The sequence below is a fragment of the Shewanella cutis genome (assembly GCF_022410515.1).
In the GTDB taxonomy this organism is placed as follows: Bacteria; Pseudomonadota; Gammaproteobacteria; order Enterobacterales; family Shewanellaceae; genus Shewanella; species Shewanella cutis.
On the sequence record NZ_JACSDI010000026.1, the window covers coordinates 1 to 25713 of the forward strand.

At 44.6% G+C, this 25713-nt stretch carries 19 protein-coding genes; 11 read left to right on the forward strand and 8 right to left on the reverse strand.

What is annotated here, in order from left to right; genetic code table 11:
* Window positions 1–154: 154 nt before the first annotated feature.
* On the reverse strand, window positions 155–2212 hold the full coding sequence (locus H9J30_RS20110; protein ID WP_240132615.1) for a bifunctional 2',3'-cyclic-nucleotide 2'-phosphodiesterase/3'-nucleotidase: 2058 nt from the start codon (window positions 2210–2212) through the stop codon (window positions 155–157).
* A gap of 682 nt (window positions 2213–2894) precedes the next feature.
* Between H9J30_RS20110 and H9J30_RS20115 the strand changes: the two genes are divergently transcribed.
* The gene (locus H9J30_RS20115; protein ID WP_240132616.1) at window positions 2895–5045 is read left to right on the forward strand and encodes a M3 family metallopeptidase; all 2151 of its coding nucleotides are present in this window, start codon (window positions 2895–2897) and stop codon (window positions 5043–5045) included.
* 225 nt (window positions 5046–5270) lie between these two features.
* A complete protein-coding gene (locus H9J30_RS20120) occupies window positions 5271–5894 on the forward strand; it encodes a 2OG-Fe(II) oxygenase (RefSeq protein ID WP_140906989.1) in 624 nt (207 codons plus the stop codon).
* A 70-nt stretch (window positions 5895–5964) separates the two neighbouring features.
* Here H9J30_RS20120 and H9J30_RS20125 read toward each other — a convergent pair whose 3' ends face one another.
* Window positions 5965–7206 carry a dicarboxylate/amino acid:cation symporter gene (locus H9J30_RS20125; RefSeq protein WP_240132617.1) on the reverse strand — a complete coding sequence of 414 codons (1242 nt, stop codon included), beginning with the start codon at window positions 7204–7206 and terminating at the stop codon, window positions 5965–5967.
* Between the two features lie 287 nt (window positions 7207–7493).
* Here H9J30_RS20125 and H9J30_RS20130 point away from each other — a divergent pair, with 287 nt between their 5' ends.
* From H9J30_RS20130 to H9J30_RS20150, 5 genes are all read left to right on the forward strand, one after another.
* A complete protein-coding gene (locus H9J30_RS20130) occupies window positions 7494–7919 on the forward strand; it encodes a YqaA family protein (protein ID WP_240132618.1) in 426 nt (141 codons plus the stop codon).
* Between the two features lie 141 nt (window positions 7920–8060).
* A complete protein-coding gene (locus H9J30_RS20135; RefSeq protein WP_240132619.1) occupies window positions 8061–10910 on the forward strand; it encodes a M16 family metallopeptidase in 2850 nt (949 codons plus the stop codon).
* Between the two features lie 236 nt (window positions 10911–11146).
* Window positions 11147–12796 carry a glutamate--cysteine ligase gene (gene gshA, locus H9J30_RS20140; protein WP_240132620.1) on the forward strand — a complete coding sequence of 550 codons (1650 nt, stop codon included), beginning with the start codon at window positions 11147–11149 and terminating at the stop codon, window positions 12794–12796.
* A 17-nt stretch (window positions 12797–12813) separates the two neighbouring features.
* Entirely contained in the window at window positions 12814–13257 is a 444-nt protein-coding gene (locus H9J30_RS20145) for a hypothetical protein (protein ID WP_011073387.1), read from the forward strand.
* 422 nt (window positions 13258–13679) lie between these two features.
* On the forward strand, window positions 13680–14297 hold the full coding sequence (locus H9J30_RS20150) for a transglycosylase SLT domain-containing protein (RefSeq protein ID WP_240132621.1): 618 nt from the start codon (window positions 13680–13682) through the stop codon (window positions 14295–14297).
* 51 nt (window positions 14298–14348) lie between these two features.
* On the opposite strand, the gene H9J30_RS20155 is transcribed toward H9J30_RS20150, so the two are convergent.
* The 4 genes from H9J30_RS20155 to dauA form a co-directional block, all read right to left on the reverse strand.
* Window positions 14349–15611: a sensor domain-containing diguanylate cyclase gene (locus tag H9J30_RS20155; protein WP_240132622.1), complete on the reverse strand. Its 1263-nt coding sequence runs from the start codon at window positions 15609–15611 to the stop codon at window positions 14349–14351.
* A 148-nt stretch (window positions 15612–15759) separates the two neighbouring features.
* On the reverse strand, window positions 15760–16857 hold the full coding sequence (gene purK, locus H9J30_RS20160; RefSeq protein WP_240132623.1) for a 5-(carboxyamino)imidazole ribonucleotide synthase: 1098 nt from the start codon (window positions 16855–16857) through the stop codon (window positions 15760–15762).
* The gene (purE, locus tag H9J30_RS20165) at window positions 16857–17348 is read right to left on the reverse strand and encodes a 5-(carboxyamino)imidazole ribonucleotide mutase (RefSeq protein WP_240132624.1); all 492 of its coding nucleotides are present in this window, start codon (window positions 17346–17348) and stop codon (window positions 16857–16859) included. The genes purK and purE overlap by 1 nt, the downstream gene beginning before the upstream one ends.
* A 255-nt stretch (window positions 17349–17603) precedes the next feature.
* Window positions 17604–19364, reverse strand: coding sequence for a C4-dicarboxylic acid transporter DauA (gene dauA, locus H9J30_RS20170; RefSeq protein WP_240132625.1), 1761 nt, complete (start codon window positions 19362–19364; stop codon window positions 17604–17606).
* Window positions 19365–19576: 212 nt separating this feature from the next.
* On the opposite strand from dauA, the gene H9J30_RS20175 reads away from it, so the two are divergent.
* From H9J30_RS20175 to H9J30_RS20190, 4 genes are all read left to right on the forward strand, one after another.
* Window positions 19577–21442: a vWA domain-containing protein gene (locus H9J30_RS20175; protein ID WP_240132626.1), complete on the forward strand. Its 1866-nt coding sequence runs from the start codon at window positions 19577–19579 to the stop codon at window positions 21440–21442.
* A 47-nt stretch (window positions 21443–21489) separates the two neighbouring features.
* Entirely contained in the window at window positions 21490–22092 is a 603-nt protein-coding gene (locus tag H9J30_RS20180; protein ID WP_240132627.1) for a sigma-70 family RNA polymerase sigma factor, read from the forward strand.
* Window positions 22085–22831: a hypothetical protein gene (locus H9J30_RS20185; protein WP_240132628.1), complete on the forward strand. Its 747-nt coding sequence runs from the start codon at window positions 22085–22087 to the stop codon at window positions 22829–22831. Before H9J30_RS20180 ends, H9J30_RS20185 begins: the two co-directional genes overlap by 8 nt.
* A gap of 214 nt (window positions 22832–23045) precedes the next feature.
* Window positions 23046–23582: a hemerythrin domain-containing protein gene (locus H9J30_RS20190; protein WP_240132629.1), complete on the forward strand. Its 537-nt coding sequence runs from the start codon at window positions 23046–23048 to the stop codon at window positions 23580–23582.
* 83 nt (window positions 23583–23665) lie between these two features.
* Here H9J30_RS20190 and H9J30_RS20195 read toward each other — a convergent pair whose 3' ends face one another.
* Both H9J30_RS20195 and pgi read right to left on the reverse strand, forming a co-directional pair.
* Complete coding sequence (locus H9J30_RS20195; RefSeq protein ID WP_011073377.1) at window positions 23666–23851, reverse strand: DUF3545 family protein; 186 nt, start codon at window positions 23849–23851, stop codon at window positions 23666–23668.
* A gap of 215 nt (window positions 23852–24066) precedes the next feature.
* Window positions 24067–25704 (reverse strand): glucose-6-phosphate isomerase, encoded by a 1638-nt coding sequence (pgi, locus tag H9J30_RS20200; RefSeq protein ID WP_240132630.1) that lies wholly within the window; start codon window positions 25702–25704, stop codon window positions 24067–24069.
* Window positions 25705–25713: the final 9 nt, after the last annotated feature.

A 25713-nucleotide genomic window follows, 5' to 3' on the forward strand; every position in this document is an offset into this window, starting at 1 on the left:
TCGTCATTTGAGTAGTATAACGACACATCATTCCTTGTTGCGCGATCACGTGCTTGCCAGAACGAACAAAATCTAATCTCGAAACGTCAACACGCCCTACAATGATGACAAAAAAAAGGCTCACAGGGAGCCTTTTCTGGATAGAGCCGTTTGATTATTTCGTTTTATCTTGGCTTAAATTGATGCTGTAAACCGCGAAGCCGAGTTCATCTTTGCTGATCTTTTTCATTTCGCGTTGTTTATTCGCTTCGATAAAGGTAGCTGCTTTGTCGCTATCTTGGGTTTGAAAACGAATATCCAACGTAACGTTTGTATTGATTGTTTTAAAATCCCAGTTGTAATCAGCACTTGGATTTACTGTTCCTTCGTACTTGCCAGTCGCTTCATTAAACTGAGACTGCGCCGTAATGTAAGCGGCTAAAGCTTCGCGGTTAGTATCTGGCAGTTCTAGTACAACATGGTCACTACCAGTACCAGCAAACTTGCCTCCAAAGGCGCGGTAGTTATTGGATGCAACGATAAATTCTTTAGCCGCAAATTCTTCGCCTGTGAATACTTTACCGTTTTCATCGGTATAGCTTAAATCGACGATACGGTTAGCATTGGCGTTGACTACAGCGCAGTCACGGTCGAACTTACTTGGCTGGGTGACATCAATCTTATAGGTTAAACCATCGAGCACGTCGAAGTTATAAGTTGGGTGGCCATCCCAGTTGATTAATTCCTGTGGCGCTGTTTTGTTTGGATCGATTTGTTTAAACTGGTTAGCGGAACATTCTAACCAGTCTTTAAGCTCAGCACCTGTGGCCTTTACCGCCACCATGGTATTAGGGTAGAGATAAAGATCGGCAGCATTTTTAAAGGTCAATGCGCCTTTATCCACCTGCACATATTGGTCAGCATCGCTAGTGGTGCCATGGCGACCACCGGCTTTAAAGGGGGCTGAGGCGGATAATACGGGCAGATTCTTTAACGCCTCAGGTAATTTAGCTTTGACGTTAGCAATTTGTGCATCGGAAACGATTTGTACCGTTGGATCGTCCTGTACTAAGGTTAAGAAGCTATACATATCCGCAGCTGCAACACCAATAGGCTGATCTACGAAGGTTAAAGTACCTTGGTGCTCAGCCGCTACTGCATCAATAATTTCTTGATCACGCTCCACTAATGGTGTTTTAGTGGCGCCATCATAGATAGGACGCGCTTTCGTCGAGGCACTTAGTACCGACCACTTACCGTCTTTACGCTCCAGTTTAAAATCGACTACACCTAAGTTATCGCCCCAGCGTCCTGGCATAACCGCTGGTACACCATTTAGCAAACCTTTAGTGACGTCTGTATTAGGCAAATCGGCATATTTTGCATCAGGGAAAATGGAGTGGCTGTGACCAAACATAATCGCATTAATATCTTTCACATTTGTTAATGCGTAGGTGGCATTTTCAGCCATTGGATCGCCTGGATTTTCCGTTGAGCCGATACCGGAGTGGGGGATGGCGATAATTAAATCAGCGCCTTTAGCTTTCATTTCAGGCACATACTTTTTCGCGGTGGCAACGATATCTTCAACGGTGACTTTACCTGTGAGATTTTGTTTATCCCACAATAAAATTTGTGGTGGCACAAAACCAATATAACCAATTTTAATGGTTTGGTTATTGCCTTCACTATCGATGATTTGTTTTTCTTTAATGATATAAGGGGTGAATAAATGTTCACCTTTTTTTATACCATTCCAGCAGCCATCATCATCGGCACAATATACGTTGGCGTTAATATAAGGGAATTTTGCACCGTGGAGTGATTTATTTAAGAAGTCTAAACCATAGTTAAATTCGTGGTTACCAATATTACCGACTTCATAGTCTAATAGGTTCATTGCTTTATAGGCTGGGTGAACATCACCCATTTGCAGACCGACTTTCGCCATATAGTCGCCCATTGGACTTCCTTGGAGTAGGTCACCGTTATCCACCAGAACACTGTTTTTCGATTCGCTACGAGCAGCATGGATTAAACTTGCGGTACGCACAAGACCGATTGTTGGGTCCACTTTACCACTGTAGTAGTTGAAATCCATGATATTGGTGTGCAGATCTGTGGTTTCAAGTACACGTAAATCCGCTTGAACGATTGGTTCATCATCTGAGCCGCAGGCGCTTACGCCGAGGGTGGCAGTGATCATTACTGCGAGTATTTTTTTATTTAACATTATCTTCTCTATTTATATTTATGTGACCCGAATACATGTTCTATTTGAACATGCCCATCATCCTGTTAATTCATGCGCTGAACACGATTAAGTGTATAAGCGCTGAGTTAACGAACGGGGATTATAAAGACATTTGATGTTATGAATGTGACATTAATTGGATAAAGGGTGTTTAAAATTGTGATAGTAAACTTCATTGGTTAAATTGCATACAGCTAGGCGGGTTTTTACTTTATTTTAGGTTAATTAATTGTTACTTGCTGTTTGTTGATGATAATTAATGTTTATTGGATTTAGGATTTAAATTTGAATCCATTCTTATGCTGTTATTGAGTTTTATGTTATTGGTGCTTAATTGTTTTTATCTAACTTTATATTTTTAAATTAAAATATTTAATTTGCTTTAGCTTTGTTTGTTTTTGGCCGTCATTCGGTTGGAGACGAACATCACAGTAGATCGTGTATTGATTTGTGGTGGAGGTTCGTCACACATAAAGAGATACAAATCAGCATTGAATCCTCAGTTCGAAAGCTTGGCCGAATGACTGTGAACTTGCTAAGGTTGTGCGTCAACAGCGAGCGTATCTATCGATATGTCTGTTGGAAGATAAGCTAAAATCCGTTGCTTGTACCTTCACTTAAAAAATATAAAGAAAGGACAGTAACACTCTAGGGAGTTCCTATGCGTAAGTCTGTTATTACTACCGCTGTTACTGCGGTGTTGTTTTTGGGTGCCTGTTCTGAAAATTCTGCAGTCAATACAGAAGCGACCAATGCTGTCGCAACCCAAGTTGCTCCAACCACAGCTCAAGCCAGCGCTGGCAATGTATTATTGAGCAAGAGTCCACTGCAGGATCAAGCCCCTCAGTTTAATTCGATTAAGAGCTCGGATTATGCACCCGCCTTTGCGCAGGGGATAAAAGAGCATGAGGCTGAAATCGCAGCGATAATTGCCAATAAGCAGTTACCTAGCTTTGAGAATACTATTCTCGCAATGGAAACCTCAGGTGAGTTGTTGACCCGAGTTTCCCGCACCTTCTTCAATCTTGCTGGTTTGATGTCGGATGACAACATTCAAAAAACAGAAGCCGATTTAGCGCCTAAATTATCGGCTCATCGCGATAATATTTATCTCGATCCAAGCTTGTTTGCCCGTGTTGAGGTGGTATATCAACAACGTGCCAATTTAAACGCTGAGGATAAACGTTTAGTCGAGTTCTATTACGAACAGTTTGTACGTGCCGGTGCCAAATTATCCGATGTCGATAAAGGCAAAATGCGTGACTATAATGCCGAGCTCGCTACGCTTGCGACTGAGTTTTCGCAAAATAGCTTAAAGTCATTTAAAGATGATGGGATTGTTGTGACTGACAAGGCACAGCTAGACGGATTATCTGACAGCGAAATCGCCACTTTAGCCGTTGCGGCAAAAGCGGCGGGCAAAACCGGGTATTTGATCAGTTTAGTGAACACAACTCGTCAGCCGATTCTTACTAGTTTAAATAACCGCGAACTTCGCCAAAAAGTTTGGCAAACCTCAGCCCACAGAGCCGTTGCCAGCAATGGCCCATTGATTGTGAAAATGGCGCAAATTCGCGCTAAGAAAGCCAATTTACTTGGTTTTGACACGTGGGCTGCCTATGCGGTGGCGGATCAAATGGCAAAAACACCTGCTGCAGTTTATGAAATTTTAGATGATCTCGCGCCTAAAGCCTTGGCTCGTGCTAAAGTCGAAGCGGCTGATATTCAAGCTGAAATCAAAAAAGCGGGCGGTGATTTTGAGTTACAACCATGGGATTGGTCTTTTTACGCAGATAAAGTTCGTAAGCAAAAGTATGCTCTTGATGAAAACAGCATTAAACCTTACTTTGAATTTAACTCAGTATTGAAAGATGGTCTGTTCTTCGCGATGCATAAACTCTACGGCATTAGCATCAAACCCCGAACTGATTTACCTGTTTGGCACAGTGATGTGCTGGCCTTTGAGGTTTTCGATAAAGACAATAGTTCTATCGGCTTATTCTATCTCGACCCTTATGCCCGTGAAGGCAAGGGCGGCGGTGCTTGGATGGATGAGTTTGTCACTCAAAGTGGTTTACTGGGCACTAAGCCTGTGGTGTATAACGCGCTTAATATTCCAAAACCTGCCGATGGGCCAACCCTAATGACCTTCGATGAAGTGACGACCCTATTCCATGAGTTTGGTCATGCTGTGCACGGTTTATTCTCTCAGGTGAAATATCCTAGCGTAGCTGGCACTTCTACTGCGCGTGATTTTGTGGAGTTTCCATCCCAAGTCAATGAGGACTGGAATATTGATCCCAAGATAATTGCCAATTACGCCAAACACTACCAAACCGGTGAGCCAATTCCTAAAGCCTTACTCGATAAAATCTTAGCCGCGAATAAATTTGGTCAGGGTTTTGATACTGTTGAGTATCTGTCAGCAGCCTTATTAGACATGGAATGGCATTCTATTAGCGCCGATACTCAAATTAGTGATGTTGAGCAGTTTGAGCACCAAGTGTTAGCTAAACACGGCCTTGATTTCACGCCAATTCCACCGCGTTATAAATCGAGTTATTTTAGCCATGCCTTCTCCGGTGGTTACTCTGCCGGATATTATGCTTATCTGTGGACAGAGGTGTTTGCTGCTGATGCTTTTGCTTATATGGGGCAACATGGAGGCCTAACTCTTGAAAATGGTGATAAATTCCGTGGGGCCGTATTGTCTAAGGGTAACAGTGAGAATTTGATGCAGAATTACATCAACCTAACTGGTCAAAAACCGACGACCGACGCGCTCTTAAAACGTCGTGGATTAGTCGAATAATCGATTCGATGTATAATGGCCAAAGGCTTGATAACACAACCTGTCAAGCCTTTATTCATACTATTGTTTTTCGATAATCTTTACTCTAAAATCCCGCCAAATTTGACTGTGGGATAACTTCTTTATCCCGTATCGACGCCCCTCGAAAATCAGGCTCAGTTTCCCCTTCCTTTGAGCCCTTGAGTACAGCTAAAGCGTAGCCTCTTATTATTGGATGTAGCATTAATGGTTTCGCAATTAAGTGAAGCAGTGCTGGATGTGATCGCTGACGCCTTGGTAGACAAAGGCTATATCTTTTTACCCGAGTTAGTGCCTGCCCATATAAGCCAAGTTTTATTGGAAAAAGTGCAAGCGACAGAAATACATGAGCTAAAAGCGGCCTCCATCGGACGTGGTGCAGAACAACAACTTAACCCCGATATTCGCCGTGATCGGATTCAGTGGTTGGACGAGCAGCATGAGCCTGACTCGCTTTATTTAGATTTGATGATGCAATTAAAAGAGGGGCTCAATCGTCGCTTATTTATGGGCTTGTTTGACTATGAAAGCCATTATGCGGTGTACCAACCTGGTGCCTTCTATAAAAAGCATGTGGATGCATTGAAAGGTAGCCAAAACCGTATTTTAACGACAGTTTTTTTCCTTAATCCTGACTGGATACCCGAACATTGTGGTGAGTTAGTCATTTTTGATGAAGATGATAACGAGATTGAGCGCATCGCGCCTAAAATGGGGCACTTTGTGATTTTCTTAAGTGAGCGTTTTCCCCATGAGGTGACTAAAACCTTGGCTAAACGCAACAGTATTGCGGGTTGGTTTAGGGTGAGCAATAGCGTGCATGGCTTTTAAAAGGGCGAAAAAAAAACCACCTTAGTTAAGGTGGTTTTTTTGTATACAGTTATCCAATCCTAGGTATTAGTTAGGCTAGTGATGCTTGTGTATCCTTAGCATTAAACTGTTCAACATCTAGTTCATTTTCTGACTTACCTATCACGACGGCTGTCATCATATCGCCAGTGACGTTTGTCGTGGTTCGGATCATATCGATAATTCGATCGATTGAGGCAATAAAGGCGATACCTTCGAGCGGTAAACCAATCACACCTAAGGTTACCGTCAACATTACCATGGCACTACCTGGAACACCTGCGGTGCCAACAGAAGCTACGGTCGCGGTCACTGCGATCATCACATAATCTAAGGTATCGAGTGGAATACCGTAAATCTGCGCGATAAAAATCGCGGCAATCGCAGGGTAGATTCCGCCACAGCCATCCATGTTCATGGTGGCCCCAAGAGGCATGACAAAGGCACTGTAACGCTTAGAAACACCCATGGTTTCAACCGCTCTAGTACTTGCGGGCAGCGTGCCAAAGCTTGACGAAGTGCTGAAGGCAACTAATTGAGCTGGCAATGCTTTACGGAAAAATTGTGTCGGGCTTAATCCTGCTAATTTCACAAAGCCGCCATACACAAAAATCATATGTACAAGGGCAGCAATGTAGATTGCGGCAATAAATTTGCCTAAGGGCAGTAAGGTCGATAAACCATACTCACCAACTACCCAAGCCATTAAACCAAATACACCAATAGGAGTGAGTTTGAGCACCATGCGGGTCAGTTGGAACATGACTTCGGCGCCCGCTTCAATCGTGCGTTTTAGCGGCTCAGCCTTCTCGCCGACCTTGTTAATGGCAATCCCCACTAAAGCGGCAAACACAATAATTTGCAGCACTTTACCTTCGGCCAGTGAAGCAAATGGATTGACAGGGATCATATCGAGTAGCACCTGCGCAAATCCAGGGATATTGCGTTCACGGACTTCTGTAGTGGCCAGTTGCATGGTGCCACCCATATCGATAAGCGAACCAACGGCTAAACCGATTAACGAGGCGATTGTACCTGTTAGCATAAACATGCCTAAGGTCTTAATGCTTAGGCGTTTTAGATTGGTTTGAGAACCTAGCGAGGTAATACTTACCACGATAGCGCAAAAGACCAGCGGCGCAACAAGCATCTTAATTGCGCTAATAAACAGATCACCCAGAGGTTTGAGCACGGTTGCGCTTTCGCCTAACAGTACGCCAACGAGTGCACCTAAAATGAAGCCTGTAAGGACTTTTTGCCAAAAAGGGATGCGGCTAATAGTTTGAAGAATCATGCGTTTTCCAAAAATATATCATTACAAGCCCATAGACCTGAGATGCTAGTATGTGCATCCACTTGAAGTGAATGAACTTATACCAAGTGGCGCGTCAGGTACAGGACAATTTCTGCCATTAAAAACATTGTATCGGTAGTTATAGGGTTATAACAAACCGATTTTCTTATAACTTATTGTGATAAATGAGTTTGTTATGAAATGGTTAGTTGCGACATCGTTTTAACACTAAGGTTGCAGCCAAATATTTAATGTAAAAAATTATTAATTTCATAGAGTAAGCTTTTATGTCTGACTTGATTATCATGTTTTCGGGGGCCTTTTTGGCGGCCACCTTGTTACCGGGAGGATCTGAAGTTTTACTGGTCGGTCTGTTAAATAAAGTCCCGCAAGCTTGGCCATCATTAGTCGCCGTAGCTAGTATCGGTAATACCTTAGGGGCGATGACGAGTTTTTATCTCGGACGTTTAGGGCGGTTTGCTAAATCCCCAGAGGCGTTGAGTGAGGGCAAATATACTAAAGCCTTAACGCTAATTGAGCGCTATGGGGTGTGGTCATTATTACTGTCGTGGGCACCTATTATCGGGGATGTCTTATGCTTATTAGCTGGTTGGTTAAAGCTCCCAATGCGACCCGCATTAATCGTGATTTTTATCGGTAAAACCGTTCGTTATCTTGTGGTTGCCGCAGCAACATTACATTGGCTTGGTTGATTTTTTAACGCGGCTGTTCGGTTAAAGTGCGTTACATTGCAAAGGAAGTCATTGTATTGCTTGGAACTTTACTGTGATTTTAGCGTCTTAACTGATTATTAGTAGTGCGCTTTGAGCTGGGACTAATTTTTTAGCCCATTGATGTATAAGGGGAATACTTTGAAAAGATGGATATTAGCCGTCGCGATTTCCGCGGCTCTTGCAGGTTGTGCCACCGAAACCTCAACCCAATTACCCGCAGGTGTAACGTTAATTGAAAATGTGCAATTGACAGACTCTCAAGTCGGTATTCCCTATAAGAAATATCAGCTTGCTAATGGCCTTACCGTGATTTTGCATCAGGATAGCTCAGATCCTTTAGTACACGTCGATGTGACCTATCATGTAGGCTCAGCCCGTGAGCTCGCAGGTCGCTCTGGGTTCGCCCATTTGTTTGAACATATGATGTTCCAAGGTTCGGAGCATGTTGCCGATGAGCAGCATTTTGAGGTGGTGACAGAGGCGGGCGGAATGCTTAACGGTTCCACCAATACCGATAGAACCAACTATTTTGAAACCGTGCCCAGCAATCAGCTTGAGAAAATGCTCTGGCTTGAGTCTGACCGCATGGGGTTTTTATTGCCAGCACTGACCAGTGAAAAATTTGAAGTACAGCGTGAGACGGTAAAAAATGAGCGCGCTCAACGGATTGATAATCAACCCTATGGCCGTATGAGCGAGCGGTTTAATCAAGCCATGTTTCCCGTAGGGCATCCTTATTCTTGGCCAGTGATTGGTTGGCCCGAGGATCTTAACCGCGCGACAGTGGATGATGTGAAGCACTTTTTTCAGCGTTGGTACGGTCCTAATAATGCCACACTGACCATTGGCGGTGATTTCGATGAGCTGCAAGCGTTAGCTTGGGTGACCAAATACTTTGGTGAAATCCCCCGAGGTCCAGAGGTTCAGCCTGAGCCTAAGACCTTAGTTACGCTCGATAAAACGCGTTATCTCTCAATGGAAGATAACGTACATTTACCCTTGATCCGTATTGGTTTTCCGACTGTGTATGCCAACCACCCCGATGAGGCTGCGCTGGATTTGTTAGCTAACATTTTGGGCGGCGGTAAAACCTCATTAGTCTATAAAAATTTGGTAAAAGATGGCTATGCGGTGCAGGCCAGTGTGAGCCAACCCTGTCAAGAGTTGGCGTGTCAGATGTCGATTTATGCCCTATCCAATCCGCAAAAAGGGGTTACCCTTGCTGAACTTGAGCAGCGTATTTTAGCCTCGATTAATGAATTTGAGCAGCGCGGTGTGACCGACGACGATTTGCAAAAAGTCAAAGTACAGTTTGAGGCCGATACCATCTTTGGTCTGCAAAGCGTCAAAGGTAAAGTGTCTAACTTGGCGCTTAATCAAACCCTGTTTGGTAAACCCAATAAGATTGCTTCCGACCTTGCTCGTTACGCTAACGTCACGAAAGACGATGTGATGCGCGTATTTAAAAAGTACATCAAAGACAAACCTATGGTAGTGATGAGTGTGGTGCCGCAGGGGATGACGGCGTTAATTGCCCATCCTGATAACTTCACTGCGCAAACGCTGCCAGTCGCCCAAACGGCGGTTGAAGGTGAATTGCCTAACGCAAAATTGGTTTCAAGCTTTGATCGCTCAAAAATGCCCGCAACGGGTGCCGCGCCAGTGCTTAAAGTGCCGCAAATCTGGACCAGCAAGTTAGCCAATGGCATTGAAGTGATGGGCACTCAAAGCATTGAGACTCCAACGGTTGAGTTGGTGATTTATCTTAATGGTGGTCATCGATTAGTCCCCGTCGAAAAGGCGGGACTGGCAAGTTTAACCGCAGAAATGCTCAATGAATCGACCCAAAAACGAAGCGGTGAACAATTGTCGCAGGCGCTCGAGATGTTAGGCAGCACGGTCGATTTTAGTGCATCGGAGTATCAAAGCACGATTAAGGTCTCTGCGCTCACTGAGCATTTGGATGAAACCTTAGCCATTTTAGAAGAAAAACTGTTTGAACCAGCCTTCAATGAGGCTGATTTTGCTCGGGTGAAGCAGCAACAACTCCAGCAAATTCAGCATATGCAGTCTAATCCGAGTTATCAGGCCAGTGCGGCGCTGTATAGCCTGCTCTATGGTGATAATAACGCCCTTGGGGTCACTGATACGGGGACCTTAGATTCAGTCGCTGCACTGACACTCGCCGATGTGAAGGCGTTTTATGCCGAGCAATACCGTGGTGCTAATGCCAAAATCATTACCGTGGCGAATCTTCCCGAAAATGCGCTATTGCCTAAATTGGCTGGATTGAGCAAATGGCAAGGTGAGGCGAGCGTATTGCCACCGCTCAAATCATTCCCTGCGCTTAAAGGGGGGACCATTTATTTGATTGATAAACCGGGGGCGGCTCAATCGGTGATCAATATAGCGAAACGAGCTTTACCCTATGATGCAACAGGCAATTATTTTAAATCGTATTTAATGAACTACCCTCTAGGAGGGGCTTTTAATAGTCGTATTAACCTTAACCTACGTGAGAATAAGGGCTATACCTATGGTGCGCGTACAAGCTTCTCGGGGACGGGCGAAGTGGGTGAGTTTATCGCCTCTAGTGATGTACGTACTGATGTAACTGCTAAAGCTGTAAATGAGTTTATTAAAGAAATCAAAGCTTACCAGCAGCAAGGGATGACTGATGCGGAGCTGACCTTTATGCGAAACTCGGTTTCCCAAGGGCAGGCGTTGGATTATGAGACGCCTTATCAGAAGGCGGGTTTTATGCGAATGATTCAGCGTTATCAGTTAAGCCAAGATTTTACTACCGAGCAGGACAAAATTATAAATACTGTAACAAAAGATGAACTCAATGCCCTCGCGGCTTCCGAGCTAGATATCTCGAAAATGATTATCTTGGTTGTTGGCGATAAGGCTAAAATTGAAGCGGATTTAGCAACTTTAGGCTATCCAATTGAAACTTTAGTATTGTAAATTAGCTTTTCGGCCTTATATATACCTAACAAACCCAAAGATACAAGTTTCAACCTCTTTAGGTTGTTTGGGTATAAATTGCAGACAAGTTAATCGTGCAGCACAAAGTGGCTGTTGTCTAAAGTGTTAAAGTGTATGGCGGTGACAGCATTAGCTGTCACCGTCTGCGTTTCATCGCAGAAGAATGTAATTTGGCTTGCCCCATGGACAGGTTTAGATTTATTTTGAGGCGTATTTTGAAAGATAAGCCTCAAAATAAAGGTCTGACTGTTAACCTTGTCGCGATAGCGAACCACCAATCAGAGAAGCGCAAATTGAAGCCATTCAATGAATTAGTACAACATTTCTCGGACGCTCAAGGGCGTGCCGCACTCCTTGGCATGTTACGTGGAATTGAGCGTGAAGCACTGCGTATCGACGAGTCAGGCTACCTTGCGTTAGATGGGCATCCATTGGAGCTTGGTTCGGCATTAACGCATTCGCGCATTACGACAGATTATAGTGAGGCACTGCTTGAATTTATCACTCCGGTGAATAATCAGGTTGAGCCGCTATTGCAAGGTTTGACCGAGACCCATGCCTTTAGCGTGCGGCATTTGCATGGTCAGCGCTTGTGGCCCGTGAGCATGCCCTGCTATGTAAAAGATGAGGCGAATATCCCCATTGCTCGGTACGGCACGTCGAACACGGGTAAGATGAAAACCTTGTATCGTAAAGGTTTAACTTACCGTTACGGCGCCTTGATGCAGATTATCTCTGGGGTGCATTTTAACTTTTCGGTTTCGCAGGAGCTATGGCAAAGCCTCTATGAGTTGAGTGATAAAAGCTTGAGCTTTGAGGATTTTATCTCCGAGTCTTACTTCGGACTTATCCGCAATTATCGCCGTTTGGTCTGGGTGTTGCCTTATTTGTTTGGTGCCTCTCCAGCGTTGTGTAGCTCATTTATCAAGGGGCAAAAGACCGATTTACGTTTTGAAAAGTCGGGACGCGGCACTTTGTATTTACCCTATGCAACGTCGCTGCGGATGAGCGATTTGGGCTATACCAACAAAGAGCAAGAAGATCTCAATATTAGTTATAACTCTCTGCCCGAGTATTTGGCGGGGATTAAAGCGGCAATTAAGATGCCATCGGCCAACTTTGCCAATATTGGGGTGAAGGTGGATGGTGAATATCGTCAACTCAATGCTAACGTGCTGCAAATTGAGAACGAATTTTACTCACCCATCCGTGCTAAACGGGTGACAAAAAGTGGTGAGAAACCCTCAGAGGCCCTTGCTCGTGCTGGGGTGGAATATATTGAGGTGCGTGCATTAGATGTCAATCCCTTTAGCCCTATCGGGATTGAGGCAAGCCAAGTACGCTTCCTCGACTTATTCTTACTCTATTGTTTATTAACACCATCACCTAAGTCAGATGCCGCTGAAGAGGTGCGATTAAGCGCCAACTTAAAGTCAGTGGTACTTGAGGGACGTAAGCCTGGACTTGAGCTGCTTACGGCAACGGGAACATTATCATTACAGACATGGCTCTTGGAGCTATTTGATCACTTATCGTCACTGGCAGTATTACTCGATGGTGAAACAAATGCTTATCAAGCAGCCTTAGCCCATTGGCGAGACGCTGTGGTTGATCCACAGAAAACCTTGTCTGGCCAAGTGCTTCAGCAATTGGTTACCAAGGGGCAAGATCATGGTCAGTGGGTGATGTCATTGGCACAGCAATACCATCAATATTTCATCGATTACCCATTATCCTCAGAAGCAGTGAGCGATTATGACGCTGAGGCGCAAAGTTCGTTAGCCAAACAAGTGGAATTAGAGGCTGCACAGAGCGCGGTATCCTTTGATGATTATCTGACTGACTATTTCGGTGCGCCAGCCTAATGAGTCAAGGTGTGAAGATGCGGACATTTATTCTCGCTGCCAGTTTGCTTGGGTCTACTGCGTTACTCTCTGGTTGCGCTTCATCCCCTGAAGATGATTTAAGTTGTGGTACGGTATCGGGCTATTTGCAACCCGATGCTAGTACCCATTGGTATCGAGTGGTGGTGACTCATCTAGATGGTAAGCCTGTGGTCTCAAAGCCTAATTATCAATTAGCACCTGGGGAATATGAGTTTACCGTTGCCGAGTTGATTGATGCTCCATCGCTTGGGGTGTCCCTTAGTGCACGAACGCCAAAAACCTTCACATTAATGGTGGAAGGGCACCAGCGTTACCACATAGGAGCATTATTCCACACGGATAAACGCTACATGGGTAAAGATACTAACTATTGGGAGCCCGGTGTGTGGCAGCAAGAAAATCATGACTGTCAGTTTGATTTGAGTCCTGAAACAAAATAGCTTGTGTTAACAATGGATTGTCATTTCTGCTAATGAGTGTTGCCTGAACTTATACCAATCGTATTAAATATCTGTTCATTCAGCGGGAGTTAAACGGGCTTTAGACAAGGCGAAGGCTTGAAGGCATAGTGGCGCTCTGTCGAAAGCCTTAAACGCAGTATAAAGCCCGTTCAACCCCGCCCTTCGGGAGCCTCACAGGCATCTCACTCCCGTGTTACATTGACTTAAAAGGGAATCACCATTTCTTCGTCAATGCGCCTTGGATTGAGATGCCTGTGAGGCTCTGAACTGATTAGATATTTAATGTGATTGGTATTAGGCGCTTAAGTGATTTTGACGCCAAAAATAGATTTGAGGCTTTGGCGTATTCTACTACTGTGCGATGATGAGCCGTTTTTATTACTTGGGAGAATAAGCGCTTCATGAATTGGCTTTCGACAACTCTGTTATGTACATCCATAGGTTTACTGTCTGGCTGCGCCACTTCTCCGCCTAAATCTCCTGAAAATATTTGCGATATTTTCCAAGAACATCGTTCATGGTACGAAGCCGCAAAGGATACCCGCGATAAATGGGGTGTACCAGTGCATGTACCTCTGGCGATGATGTATCAAGAAAGCTCGTTTAAACATAATGCGGCGCCGCCGATGGAGTACTTTTTAGGCTTTATTCCCATTGGTCGAGCCAGTGATGCCTATGGTTATGCGCAGGCAAAATCTATGACGTGGGACGACTATGTTCGCGAGACGGGCAACAGTTGGTCTTCGCGCAGTAATTTTGATGATGCTATAGATTTTATGGGCTGGTTTATTTATAAGACCAATAAAATCAATGGGATTTCTAAGTGGGATGCGAGAGCGCAATATCTCAATTATCACGAAGGTTGGGGAGGCTATCGTCGGGGCTCTTATAAGTCTAAGGCATGGTTAGTGAAGGTTGCCACTAAGGTCGATGATCGAGCGAAGCGTTACGCGGCGCAATATAAAACCTGCCAGAAAGATTTAGATTCCTCTTGGCTGTGGCGATTATTTTTTGATTAACCTTGCGCCTATGCACGAGGAACTTATTGACTATGAGCTGTTGCCGAATGCTTATTGCGGCAGCTGATTATTAGCCGCAATGGCTTCGAGTGCATTAACGGCCTGTTTTTTACCACGCTTTTGCTCATACATTGCATTATCAGCCTGTTTAAAAGACTTAGCCCAATCATTATCGTAGGGGGCGATGCCCACACTAAAATTGAGATTTAGGGGCGACTCATGATGTAACTTAAGGCGCATGGCATCCAGATCGTTTTCGATTAGTTCAAGCGGGCCATGGCATAGGGCGACAAACTCATCACCACCAAACCGAGAGATAATGCCTTTGTGTTTCCAGAAACCTAGGATTGTTTTAGCGACTTCTTTTATTGCCACATCGCCGACCTGATGCCCCTGTTGATCATTGATAATCTTGAGATTATCCATATCAATAATCACTAAAAAGCTGCCTAATTGAGCTTTAGGCTGCCAATGCTGTAAGGCATCTTCAAAGTTTTTACGGTTATAGAGCCCGGTTAAGTTATCGAAATTGGCTAGCTTGGTGATTTGCTGTGACTTTTGATACAAGGCAATGGCGTTGCTGGCCTCGTGGGTGAGGATAGAGACCAAATTACGGTCGTAGTCGTTAAAGGCGCCGACACTGCTGCTGTCGAGGTTGAGCATACCATAAAGTTTGCCATCAATTCGTATTGGGCTGGAGAGTGTGGAGCGTATCGGTTGCTTGGCTGCTGTAAGCAGCACCTGCTGCTGTTCATTTGTTAGCGTGCTTGCAGCATTGATATTTTTCATATCATCAACGACCACTACACGGTCACATTTACCCTTGGTGAGTCGATACTCGAAGGATTGTTCAAGGGAAAAGTTCAGTCTTTTTAGCTTGTTCAGATCGAGTCCTACGACGGATTCAAAATGTAGCTTGTGGTTATCCTCATTGACCTTGATGATGCTGCCCATTTCTGCACCATTAATAATACAGACAGCTTTATTGAGTAGGGCATCGAGAAATGCATGCTCATTTTTATATTGGCTTGATAGGTGGGCAAGTTCATAAATGGCATCATTAATACTGACAACCTGCTCTAAGTGTTGCCATAGGCGAGTTAAACGCCCCTGATGCAGATAGTAAATTAAGCTATAGGTAACGACATAGGTAAGACAAACAAACAGCAGGGGGAGAATGGTCCAGCCTTCTGTCGGGGCATTAAAAACAAACAATAAAACAAAGAGGACTATCGGCATAATCAACAGCAAGAGATGATAGCGATAATCCAAGCGATCTATAGTCTTACGTTTAAAATTATCCCTTAATTTCACTCGGTAGTTCCTTTATTCGTGCTTCGGCTAGCTTGATTTTATCACCATATCACTCATTTATGCTGAGTAGGATAAGTATATAACAAACATTAAAATCCACTGATAAGGGGACAACTTACTCCCCCTATCAGTGCTGAATGCTATTAAATTAGCTTTTTGTAAACTCAGCCAAAATCCAAGCGAGAGGTGCTTGATATTGGTTTGGCATCCATGTTTGTAGTGCACTAATGCTGTTTGTTAACACAGTAAGATTAGGCACCGAAAGATTTAAATGCCCGACTTTGCGGCCTGAACGTACTTCTTTGTTGTACCAATAGAGTTCTGCATTGGGCAAGCTTAACCAGCGGGCATCATTGTCAATACCAATCAGATTGACCATTACGCATTGAAAGTTCACCTGTGGCTGCGGAATGGCAATCCCACACAGGGCTCTTAAATGCAGTTGGAATTGATCCATATGGGTACCTGCTTGGGTCCAATGCCCTGAGTTATGCACCCGCGGTGCTAACTCGTTAACCAGCAGATTGTCGCCAACACGGAAGCATTCCATCGCCATCACGCCGACATATTCCAGCTCATGCATAATTGCGCTGAGCATGGTTTCGGCTTGGGCTTGCAGATGATCTAAACGAGCCAGTGGCGCAATCGACGCCATCAAAATGCCATCTTGATGCAGGTTAAGTGTTAATGGATAAAACACGCATTGGCCTTCACGGGTACGCACGCCAACTAAGGACACTTCCTCATCGAAGTTTATCGCTTGCTCGGCAATGGCTAAGTTGCGCCAATCATGGGGAATATCAACCGCTTCAGCTTGTTTTAGCCAATGCTGACCTTTGCCATCATAGCCGCCAGTGCGGCGCTTCATTAGAACTCTTGGGCCAAACGCTTGATACAGAGTTTCGACCTTTGTGTGATCATCAACGAGTGACCAAGGTGCTGTTGGGACGTTAAGCTGATCGAGTAAGCTTTTTTGGCTATAGCGATCGGCTAAGCGGCTAAAGACTGGGCCGTTAACAAAATGCGGATGGGTGCTGAGTTGTAAGCTTAAGGCGGATTCAGGCCACTGCTCACGTTCGGCGGTAATAATATCGTTTGGCGCGAGGGGTAAAATATCATCCGTTGGCGTCATGATATCCACGGCGCGAACATTGATAGCCAGCGGCTCGCCAGCGTGGGTTAGCATGGCACCCAGTTGGCCATTTCCTAATACCCAAACCTTAGGTTTTGCGCTTGCTTGAGTCATTAGGCTTCCCTCGGATCGGGATTATCAAGCACGGCACGAGTTTGTTCTTCTCTGAAGGCGTCTAAACGAGCAGCAAGCGCTACATCGTTATTGGCTAAAATTTGGCAGGCGAGTAAACCAGCGTTAAAGGCTCCAGCTGTACCAATCGCTAAGGTGCCTACAGCGATCCCTTTAGGCATTTGCACGATAGACAGTAAGCTATCCATACCTGAGAGTGCTTTACTTTGTACTGGTACGCCTAATACGGGTAAGCGAGTTTTAGAGGCGATCATCCCAGGTAAGTGCGCGGCGCCGCCTGCACCACCGATAATAATTTTAAAACCACGGTCAGCGGCACCGGCTGCAAACTCCATCAGTTTATCTGGCGTTCTATGGGCTGATACAACTTCAACATGGTAAGGCACTTGCAGTTTATCCATGATCTCAGCGGCGGCTTCCATTGTGGGCCAATCACTCTTAGAACCCATAACAACAGCAACAAGGGCTTGCATGATAACTCCTTAACTCACTAATTTTAATTATATTACGACCTTGTTTCAGGTCTGGGTACAGTCGATGTTCCAAGGCCCTATTCGAGCAGGGAGCATCATGGCGCAGAATAATACCATGTTAAGCTCGATTTCTGACGTTTTTTGCTAGTAAAAATAGTGTCTTTAGGATGGATAAAGTGTTCGTTGAATTAAGCTAAATTAACCCTATGCCCCAACGCAGATATTGTGCGTTGGGGATAAAATACCGGCTTGGGATTAGTGGTTTGCTGCTGGATTAGATTCGATGATATGCTCAAATGATGGTGCCTCGGCTAAGGCTTCTCGCAGGGTCGGATAAAATTTCAATACCCCTTCAATTGGTTGCACTTTGGCCCTCGCTAAGGTTCTAATAGGCTGAAACTGCAGTTCGGCAATGATCAATTTGGTGTGATTAAGTTTACATTTATCAATTAGCTTACTGAGTGCAGCAAGACCGCCTGCATCCAGAATTGATACCCCATCCAAGTAAAGTACAATCACTTGCTTATCTTGAGTGAGGCTGGCAATTTCGGCAAAAATGCGATCGGCTGCGGCAAAAAATAATGGCCCATTAATTTTGAGTACAGCCCAGTCAGCGGGTAGAGATTGATCTACATAGCGTTTGTTACTACTGATATCATAAAGCTTGGTCATCTCTGCGATTTCTTTCATAAATAGCAGCGCAGCTAAAATAATCCCCACACTGATGGCGATCACCATATCGAAAATCACAGTGAGAGAAAAACAGCTTAAAAACACCAATATGTCGCTGGTGGGGGCTGTTTTGAGTAAATGCACTGCTTTTGGTGCCTCACTCATATTCCAAGCCACTACCAGTAATAATGCGGCCATCGCCGACATGGGTAAATAGGCTAAAATCCCTGCGAGGGCCACGAGGCCAATTAATACCACTAAGGCGTGGATCATCGACGCGATTGGACTTTGAGCGCCAGCTTTTACGTTTGCCGCACTGCGGGCAATTGCTGCGGTTGCAGGGATCCCACCAAAGAAGGGCGCGATAATATTGCCTATCCCTTGGCCGAGTAATTCACTGTTGGCGCTGTGGCGTTTGCCTGTCATGCCATCAAGCACTACGGCACAGAGTAGTGACTCAATAGCGCCTAACATGGCAATGGCAAATGCTGCTGGGAGTAAGGCTTGAAAGGCTGCCAGATTAAATTCAAAGGCTTGACCATTCGGGCCAGTCTGTAGCCAAGGCCATTCAAAGTGAGGCAAGACCGCGGGAATACCACTGCCAATGCTGCCATCGATTAATTGGTAGTGAAAACGTGTTCCAATGGTTTCAATCTCTGCGCCCATGGCATTGAGTATTAAGGCGAGGATACTGCCTAAGGCGATAGCGGGAAGGTGTGCCGGTACAGGAATTTTTAATCTAGGCCAGAGTAACATGGTGGCTAAGGTGGCTGCAGCTATGAACAGGCTTGGTAGATGAAGCGATGGCAGCGCCTGCCCTAGCGCCATGAGTTTGGCAAAGTACTGCTCTGGCATATGGGCAATCTGCAGACCAAAAAAGTCTTTTAGCTGTAACGTGGCAATCACTACTCCAATACCAGCGGTAAAGCCTAAGGTGACTGATTCTGGAATGTATAGGATTAATCGGCCAAGTCTTAACATCGCCATGGCAACGAGCATCATGCCTGACATAATGGTGGCAATGAGTAAGCCCGCTAAGCCAAATTGCTGGGCTATAGGATAGAGCAATACCACAAAGGCGGCGGTTGGCCCTGAGACGCTGTAACGGGAGCCGCCCGTCATCGCTATGATAAAACCACCTACAATCGCGGTGTAAAGGCCGTATTGTGGCGGCACGCCGCTAGCAATCGCTAGAGCCATGGCCAGCGGAATGGCAATAATCCCGACAGTCAGTCCCGCGAGAAGATCTTGTCCAAAACGTTTAAACGAATACCTATCTTTTACGCACGCTTCGTTAAGGGCGTGCGCAATTCTTAATGAAAACAAATGAGCAGAGTGTGACACGTGTGGGTCCATAAACGCGGCTTATTACAAGGCTCTATTCTAGAGTCCAGAAGAATGTTTTTGTGTGATCATAGCTGCAAAAGAAGGGTAAATGTCTTTGTTTTTAATAAATAGTATGCTTGGTCAATTAAATATCGCAATTTCCTCTGATGAAATAACTCTTTTGTACTTGAACTGCGTTTATGGAGATATACATCATTGAGGGTAAAGTTATGACACATCCATTATATTTATTGAACGCCCAACTCGTTTCCATCTCCTTAAATAAACAGCGCCACAATGCAGCTGTTTCGGCCTTAACGCTCGCCATTATATTGGGATTGAGTGGTTGTATGGATAAACAAACTGAATCGGAGAGTCGTACTGAATTAGCGACTCAAGCTAACGAGGCTGCTGAGCAACAAGCGGCACTTGTGCAACGTGTTGAGGCTGAGCGGCAGGCTAAAATACAACATGAAAATGAATTGCGTGCCAAATCGAAGGATATACATGCTGAGCATATGCCAACTATCGCTCAATATGCAGCCAATACCAGTGTTGCCGCTCCCAGGTTAAATGATGGTTTGCAAGGGGCAGTGCTCCCTAAACGTAACCAATTTGAGAAGCAAGTACAAAACGGCATTATGGTCGCGGGTGAAATTCCTGTATCGACCTTTTCAATTGATGTTGATACCGGCAGTTACACCACGTTAAGGCGGATGTTAAAGGAAGGGCGATTACCTCAAAAAGAGACGCTACGTGTTGAAGAAATGCTGAATTATTTTTCTTATGACTACCCTCTACCCAATAAAAATGAGGCGCCATTTAGCGTAACAACCGAGCTTGCATCATCACCTTATAATGATGACATGATGTTATTGCGCATTGGCTTAAAAGGATATGAGCAGAATAAAGCTGAGCTTGGGGCGAGTAATTTAGTCTTCTTGCTGGATGTTTCTGGCTCTATGGCGTCTGATGATAAGTTACCTCTGCTGCAAACCGCCTTAAAAATGCTGACTCAACAGCTGGATGCACAGGATAAAGTATCGATTGTAGTCTACGCGGGGGCTGCAGGCGTGGTGCTCGATGGCGCTGCAGGTAACGATATTCAAATCCTTACCTATGCATTGGAGCAGTTAACTGCTGGTGGTTCAACCAATGGCGCAGAAGGGATCCAATTGGCTTATCAATTAGCCCAGAAGCACTTTGTTAAAGGTGGCATTAACCGAGTCATTCTCGCAACCGATGGTGATTTTAATGTGGGGACCACCAACCTCGATGAGTTAATCGATTTGGTTGAAGCACAGAAAAAACATGGAATTGGCTTGACGACCCTTGGCTTTGGCATGGGTAACTACAATGACCATTTAATGGAGCAACTCGCCGATAAAGGTAATGGACAATATGCCTACATTGATTCTGTGAATGAAGCTCGAAAAGTGCTGGTGGAACAGTTAACTGCAACACTGCTGACCATCGCCAAAGAGGTAAAAGTGCAAGTTGAGTTTAATCCCGCTTTAGTTTCAGAGTATCGTCTTATTGGTTATGAAAACCGCGCCTTAGCCCGCGAGGATTTTAATAACGATAAGGTGGACGCTGGAGAAATTGGTGCGGGTCATACAGTTACCGCGCTTTATGAACTTCGCTATGTTGAAACGGGTCATATGGCTAATGACAAACTCCGTTATGGTTATAACCCTGATACAGGCAGTGAAAAATATAGCCGTGACGAAATTGCCTATCTTAAATTACGTTATCAACTGCCCGACGCGAGTAACAGTCAATTATTGACGTATCCGATAAGGGCCGATCAGAGCGTTAAAACTGTAGACCAAGCCAGTGATGATTTTAGATTTGCGGCGGCAGTTGCGGGATTAGGGCAGTTACTGAATCAAAGCCACTACTTGCATCAATTTGATTATAATAAACTTAGGGTGCTTACTCGTTCTGCGCTAGGAGAAGATACAATGGGTTATCGACATGAGTTTATGCAACTTGTTGAAACTGCAACGCTGCTAGCGCAAACGAATCAAGTCCCCATTAAGAAATCCTTTGATGCAGAGAACAAACCTTTTCCACCTCAGGATAAACTTCATTAGCATGGAGTAACCTATTTATTCAGTTAGTTAACCAGTAGGGAGCTGTCATGGCACTGGCGATACCGCAAATTCATGCCCATGAGCATACCGATGAACAGTTAATGCAGCGCTATGCAGAGGGCGATGCCAAAGCGTTTGAGCAGCTTTACCTTAAACACAAAGGGGCATTGTATCGCTACTTTGTGCGCCAACTTGGGGATAAACAGCTAGCCGAAGACTTATATCAAGAGACTTGGGGGCGAGTGATCCGTGCAGCTACGAATTATGAACCTAGCGCTAAGTTTAATACTTGGTTGTACCGGATTGCTCACAACCTATTGATTGACCATGTAAGAGCGGTAAAGCCAGTCGATTTAGTGAGTCATGATAATGAGGAAGGTCTCGATACCTTCGCGGGGCAAGCGCAGTCGCAGCCGGATGTACATTGGCAGGAAACACAAAAAAGTCTCTTACTAAAAAATTGTGTAGCCCTATTGCCTCAAGTACAGAAAGAAGCCTTTATTTTAAATATCGAAATGGGTTTTACCGCCGCTGTGATCAGCGATATTGCAGGTGTGACGTTAGAGGCCACGAAGAGCCGTATTCGTTATGCCTATCAAAGCTTAAAAGATTGTGTCAATGCTAAATGGCAGGAGGTTGGTCATGAGTAATTCCACTCTGTCATCCGAAGAACTGGCATTACGCCAAGAAGTCTCAACTTGGTATTTCAAGCAAGCACTCGAAATGCCCCCCGATAGGCTCGACCAAGATATTTTACGGCTAGCACAAACCCAGTTGTCAGAAAGAAATGTAAGCCAGTTAACGCCCTCGGCAATGCCTATTTGGCGTCGTTTTCCTTGGGTGTTATCAAGCGCGGCCTCCTTAGTCATCGTCGTTGGCTTGGTGGTGCTAAATCGAGGACAGTTTGAGGAAGACATGGGCGCGCCAGCCGCTTTGACCATGAGTGCACCCATGCCTGCTCGTGTAGCAACTGATGTGGCTGAGGCTAAAGTGCAAGAGGCTGAAATGACTAGCCAAGCTAGATTGGCAGAAGATACAGCTAAGCAAACTGCGCAAAGAGAGGTGATGAGGGCGCAAGCAAACATGGCTGCTGAAGAGAATATTCAAGCTAAGTCTCGGTCATTACCGCAAGTTGCTCGCGCACATCCTGAAGGAGATGTACAAGCCACCGTAAACACTGATACCGCAGCACTTATGTCGTCTCTAGCACGTTTGCAAGAGCTTATTGAATCTAAAAAAATTCAAGAAGCGTTAGTTTTAGAGCAAACTCTTGTTAAGCAGTATCCCGAGTTGTCACAAAGTAGCAGTGTTAAAGCAGCTGCGAATGATGCTAAGGCGGTTGTTAAATTTAAAGCCTTGCAACAACAGCTTCATCCATTGCGCAATTAATCCTTAATCAGTGGTGAGGTTTCGTTAGGGCTCTCTCACTGATTTTGATGTCCTATTTTGGGCTTGATGTTGTTTATCGATACATGTTTTTACAGACAGTTATGTTAATTACTTGATCATGGTCATAAAGCAAACAGGAATTCGCCTGTTATATTGGAGATCAATAAACGACTTGACTAGTATCAATACTCAGAGCCCAAGTTCAGGAGGCGATATGCTTAGAAGACTCATGCATGACCATAAACATATAGCAGTGCTATTGAATGTCTTGAAAAACAAACAGATGAAATTAGTTGAAGGTGAAGCGATTAATTTTATCGTAGTGAGAGACATTGTTGAGTATATGCAAGGATATGCTGAGCGTAGCCATCATCCCGTTGAAGACATTATTTATGCTTACTATTTAGCGCATAAGGCAAATGATGAAATTGATAATCTCAGTGCCGAGCATCAAACCGTGACTGCAGCGTCGTCAGCATTAATGAATACCCTGAACCTGATATTAAGTGACATTGTGGTCGCAAGGGATAAACTGATTGCCGATTTTGCTGAATATGTTGAATTACAAGAAAAACATATGCAAATGGAGGAGCGGGACATTTTCCCTTTGCTTGCGAAGACGTTAACCGAACATGACTGGAAGGTGATAGAGCAACAATGCCAAGCGTCTTTAATCGATGATCCGCTATTTCTTGACCGCGAACAGCAAGCCTTCGATGACTTACGTTCTTATTTAAAAAATTCTGAATAGGGCTATCGGCTAATCAAAAGAGCACAAAACAGAAAAAGCGCCAAAAGCGCTTTTTCTTTATATGCTGTCAATAAAACAACAGGTTACAACTGGATGGTATCTATATCGTAATCAAAGTTGTTATCAATTTCTTGTAATTCCTTGAGTAAACGATGTTTGTCCTTTAAGGCCTCGATTTCGCGCCACTTACGTTTTTTATTAGAACCTCGTGAGCGGTCGGGTCTTTCTACAACTTCATCTAGCGCACAACCATAATCTAAACGATCCATGGTAACCTCCTGTTGTTGTATGTTTTGTCAGCAATTAAATAACATATTTTTAAAACAGGGTGCAAGAATTATGTTTCATTTGTGTTAACTTGAAATGAAGTTTGAATGATATGCCATTGTTCTTGGCTATTACTTTAGAGATGGTAGCTAGAATTTTTTTAACTTTATTAACTAGATATAATAAAAAAGCCAGCAATCGCTGGCTTTTTGTTCGATCAGATTTTACCCCGTCGATAAAGATTAATTAACCCATTACTCGACGCATCTAAGGCCGTTGCCTCTTGATCTGCGCCAATACGGGTGAGTACATCATTGCCTAGGGTTTTACCCAGTTCTACGCCCCATTGGTCGAAGGAATTAATATCCCAAATAGCGCCTTGAACAAAGGTTCTGTGCTCATAGAGGGCAATCAACGAACCTAAGGTTTCTGGTGTGAGTTTATCCATCAGTAAGGTGTTACTGGGTTTATTGCCCTGCATGACTTTGTGTTTAGCAATAAGTAGCTTTTCCTCGTCGCTTAAGGTGCTTTTACTCAATTCTGCTAGTGCTTCATCCAAGGTGCGTCCTTGCATGAGCGCTTGGGTTTGTCCAAAACAGTTAGATGCTAACTGATCATGGTGTTCTCCGATCGGATTATGGCTTTGCAGCGGCATAATAAAATCGGCTGGGATCAAGGCTGTACCTTGGTGTAGCAGCTGGTGGTAAGCGTGTTGACCGTTTGTACCTTCACCGCCCCAAATCACTGGACCTGTGCTGTAATCGACATGGGTGCCATTGAGTGTGACTGACTTACCGTTACTTTCCATATCAAGTTGTTGAAAGTAAGCTGGAAGTCCACGTAGGTAATGATCATAGGTCAATACAACATGGCTTTGAGCATTAAAGAAGTTACCGTACCACAGGGAGAGCATTCCCATAATAACAGGCATATTTTCCGCCAGAGGCGCATTGGCAAAATGGGTATCCATTTGCTGTGCCCCCTTTAGTAGAGCTCTAAAGTTATCCATGCCGATGAGTAAGGCAATAGGCAAACCAATGGCAGACCACAGAGAATAGCGACCTCCAACCCAGTCCCACATCGGGAAGATATTGTCGGCATCGATACCAAACTCAGTTGCTTTTGCCACATTAGAGGTGACTGCAGCAAAGTGCTTAGCTACATCAGACTGTGAACCACCTTTCGCTAAAAACCACGCTTTTGCCGTTAAGGTGTTGGTGAGCGTTTCTTGTGTACCAAAAGACTTAGACGACATGATAAACAGGGTGGTTTCAGGATCGAGCAGCTTGAGTTTTTCACTGATCGAGGTGCCATCGACGTTTGCAACAAAATGGCAATTGAGACCTGTTATCCAGTATGGGCGTAAGGCTTGGGAAACAATTTTAGGGCCAAGGAATGAACCACCGATACCGATACTGACAATATCGGTAATGGCTTTGCCTGTGTAGCCTTTCCACAGTCTTGAGGTGACTGAAGTGACAAACTGCTGCATCTTGTTCAGCGTTTGCTGTACTTCAGGAACGATATCTTGACCTTCGGCAATGATGGATTGGTCCACGGTGCTGCGCAGTGCGGTATGCAAAACGGCACGTTTTTCGGTGGTGTTAATGATATCACCGGCAAACATCGCCTTGATTTTAGCGTCAAGCTTGGCTTCTTGCGCCAGTGTCAGCAGTAAGTTGAGAGTCTCAGGTGTTGCTCTATTTTTTGAATAATCTAAAAATAGGCCGCAGCTTGAAAGCGACATTTTGGTAAAGCGTGCAGGATCTGATGCAAATAACTCACGCATATGCGGAATATTTTGGCTATGGGCCGATAAAGCCTGCCAGGTTGTGCTTTGGGTCAAGATGGTCATCGAATTGTC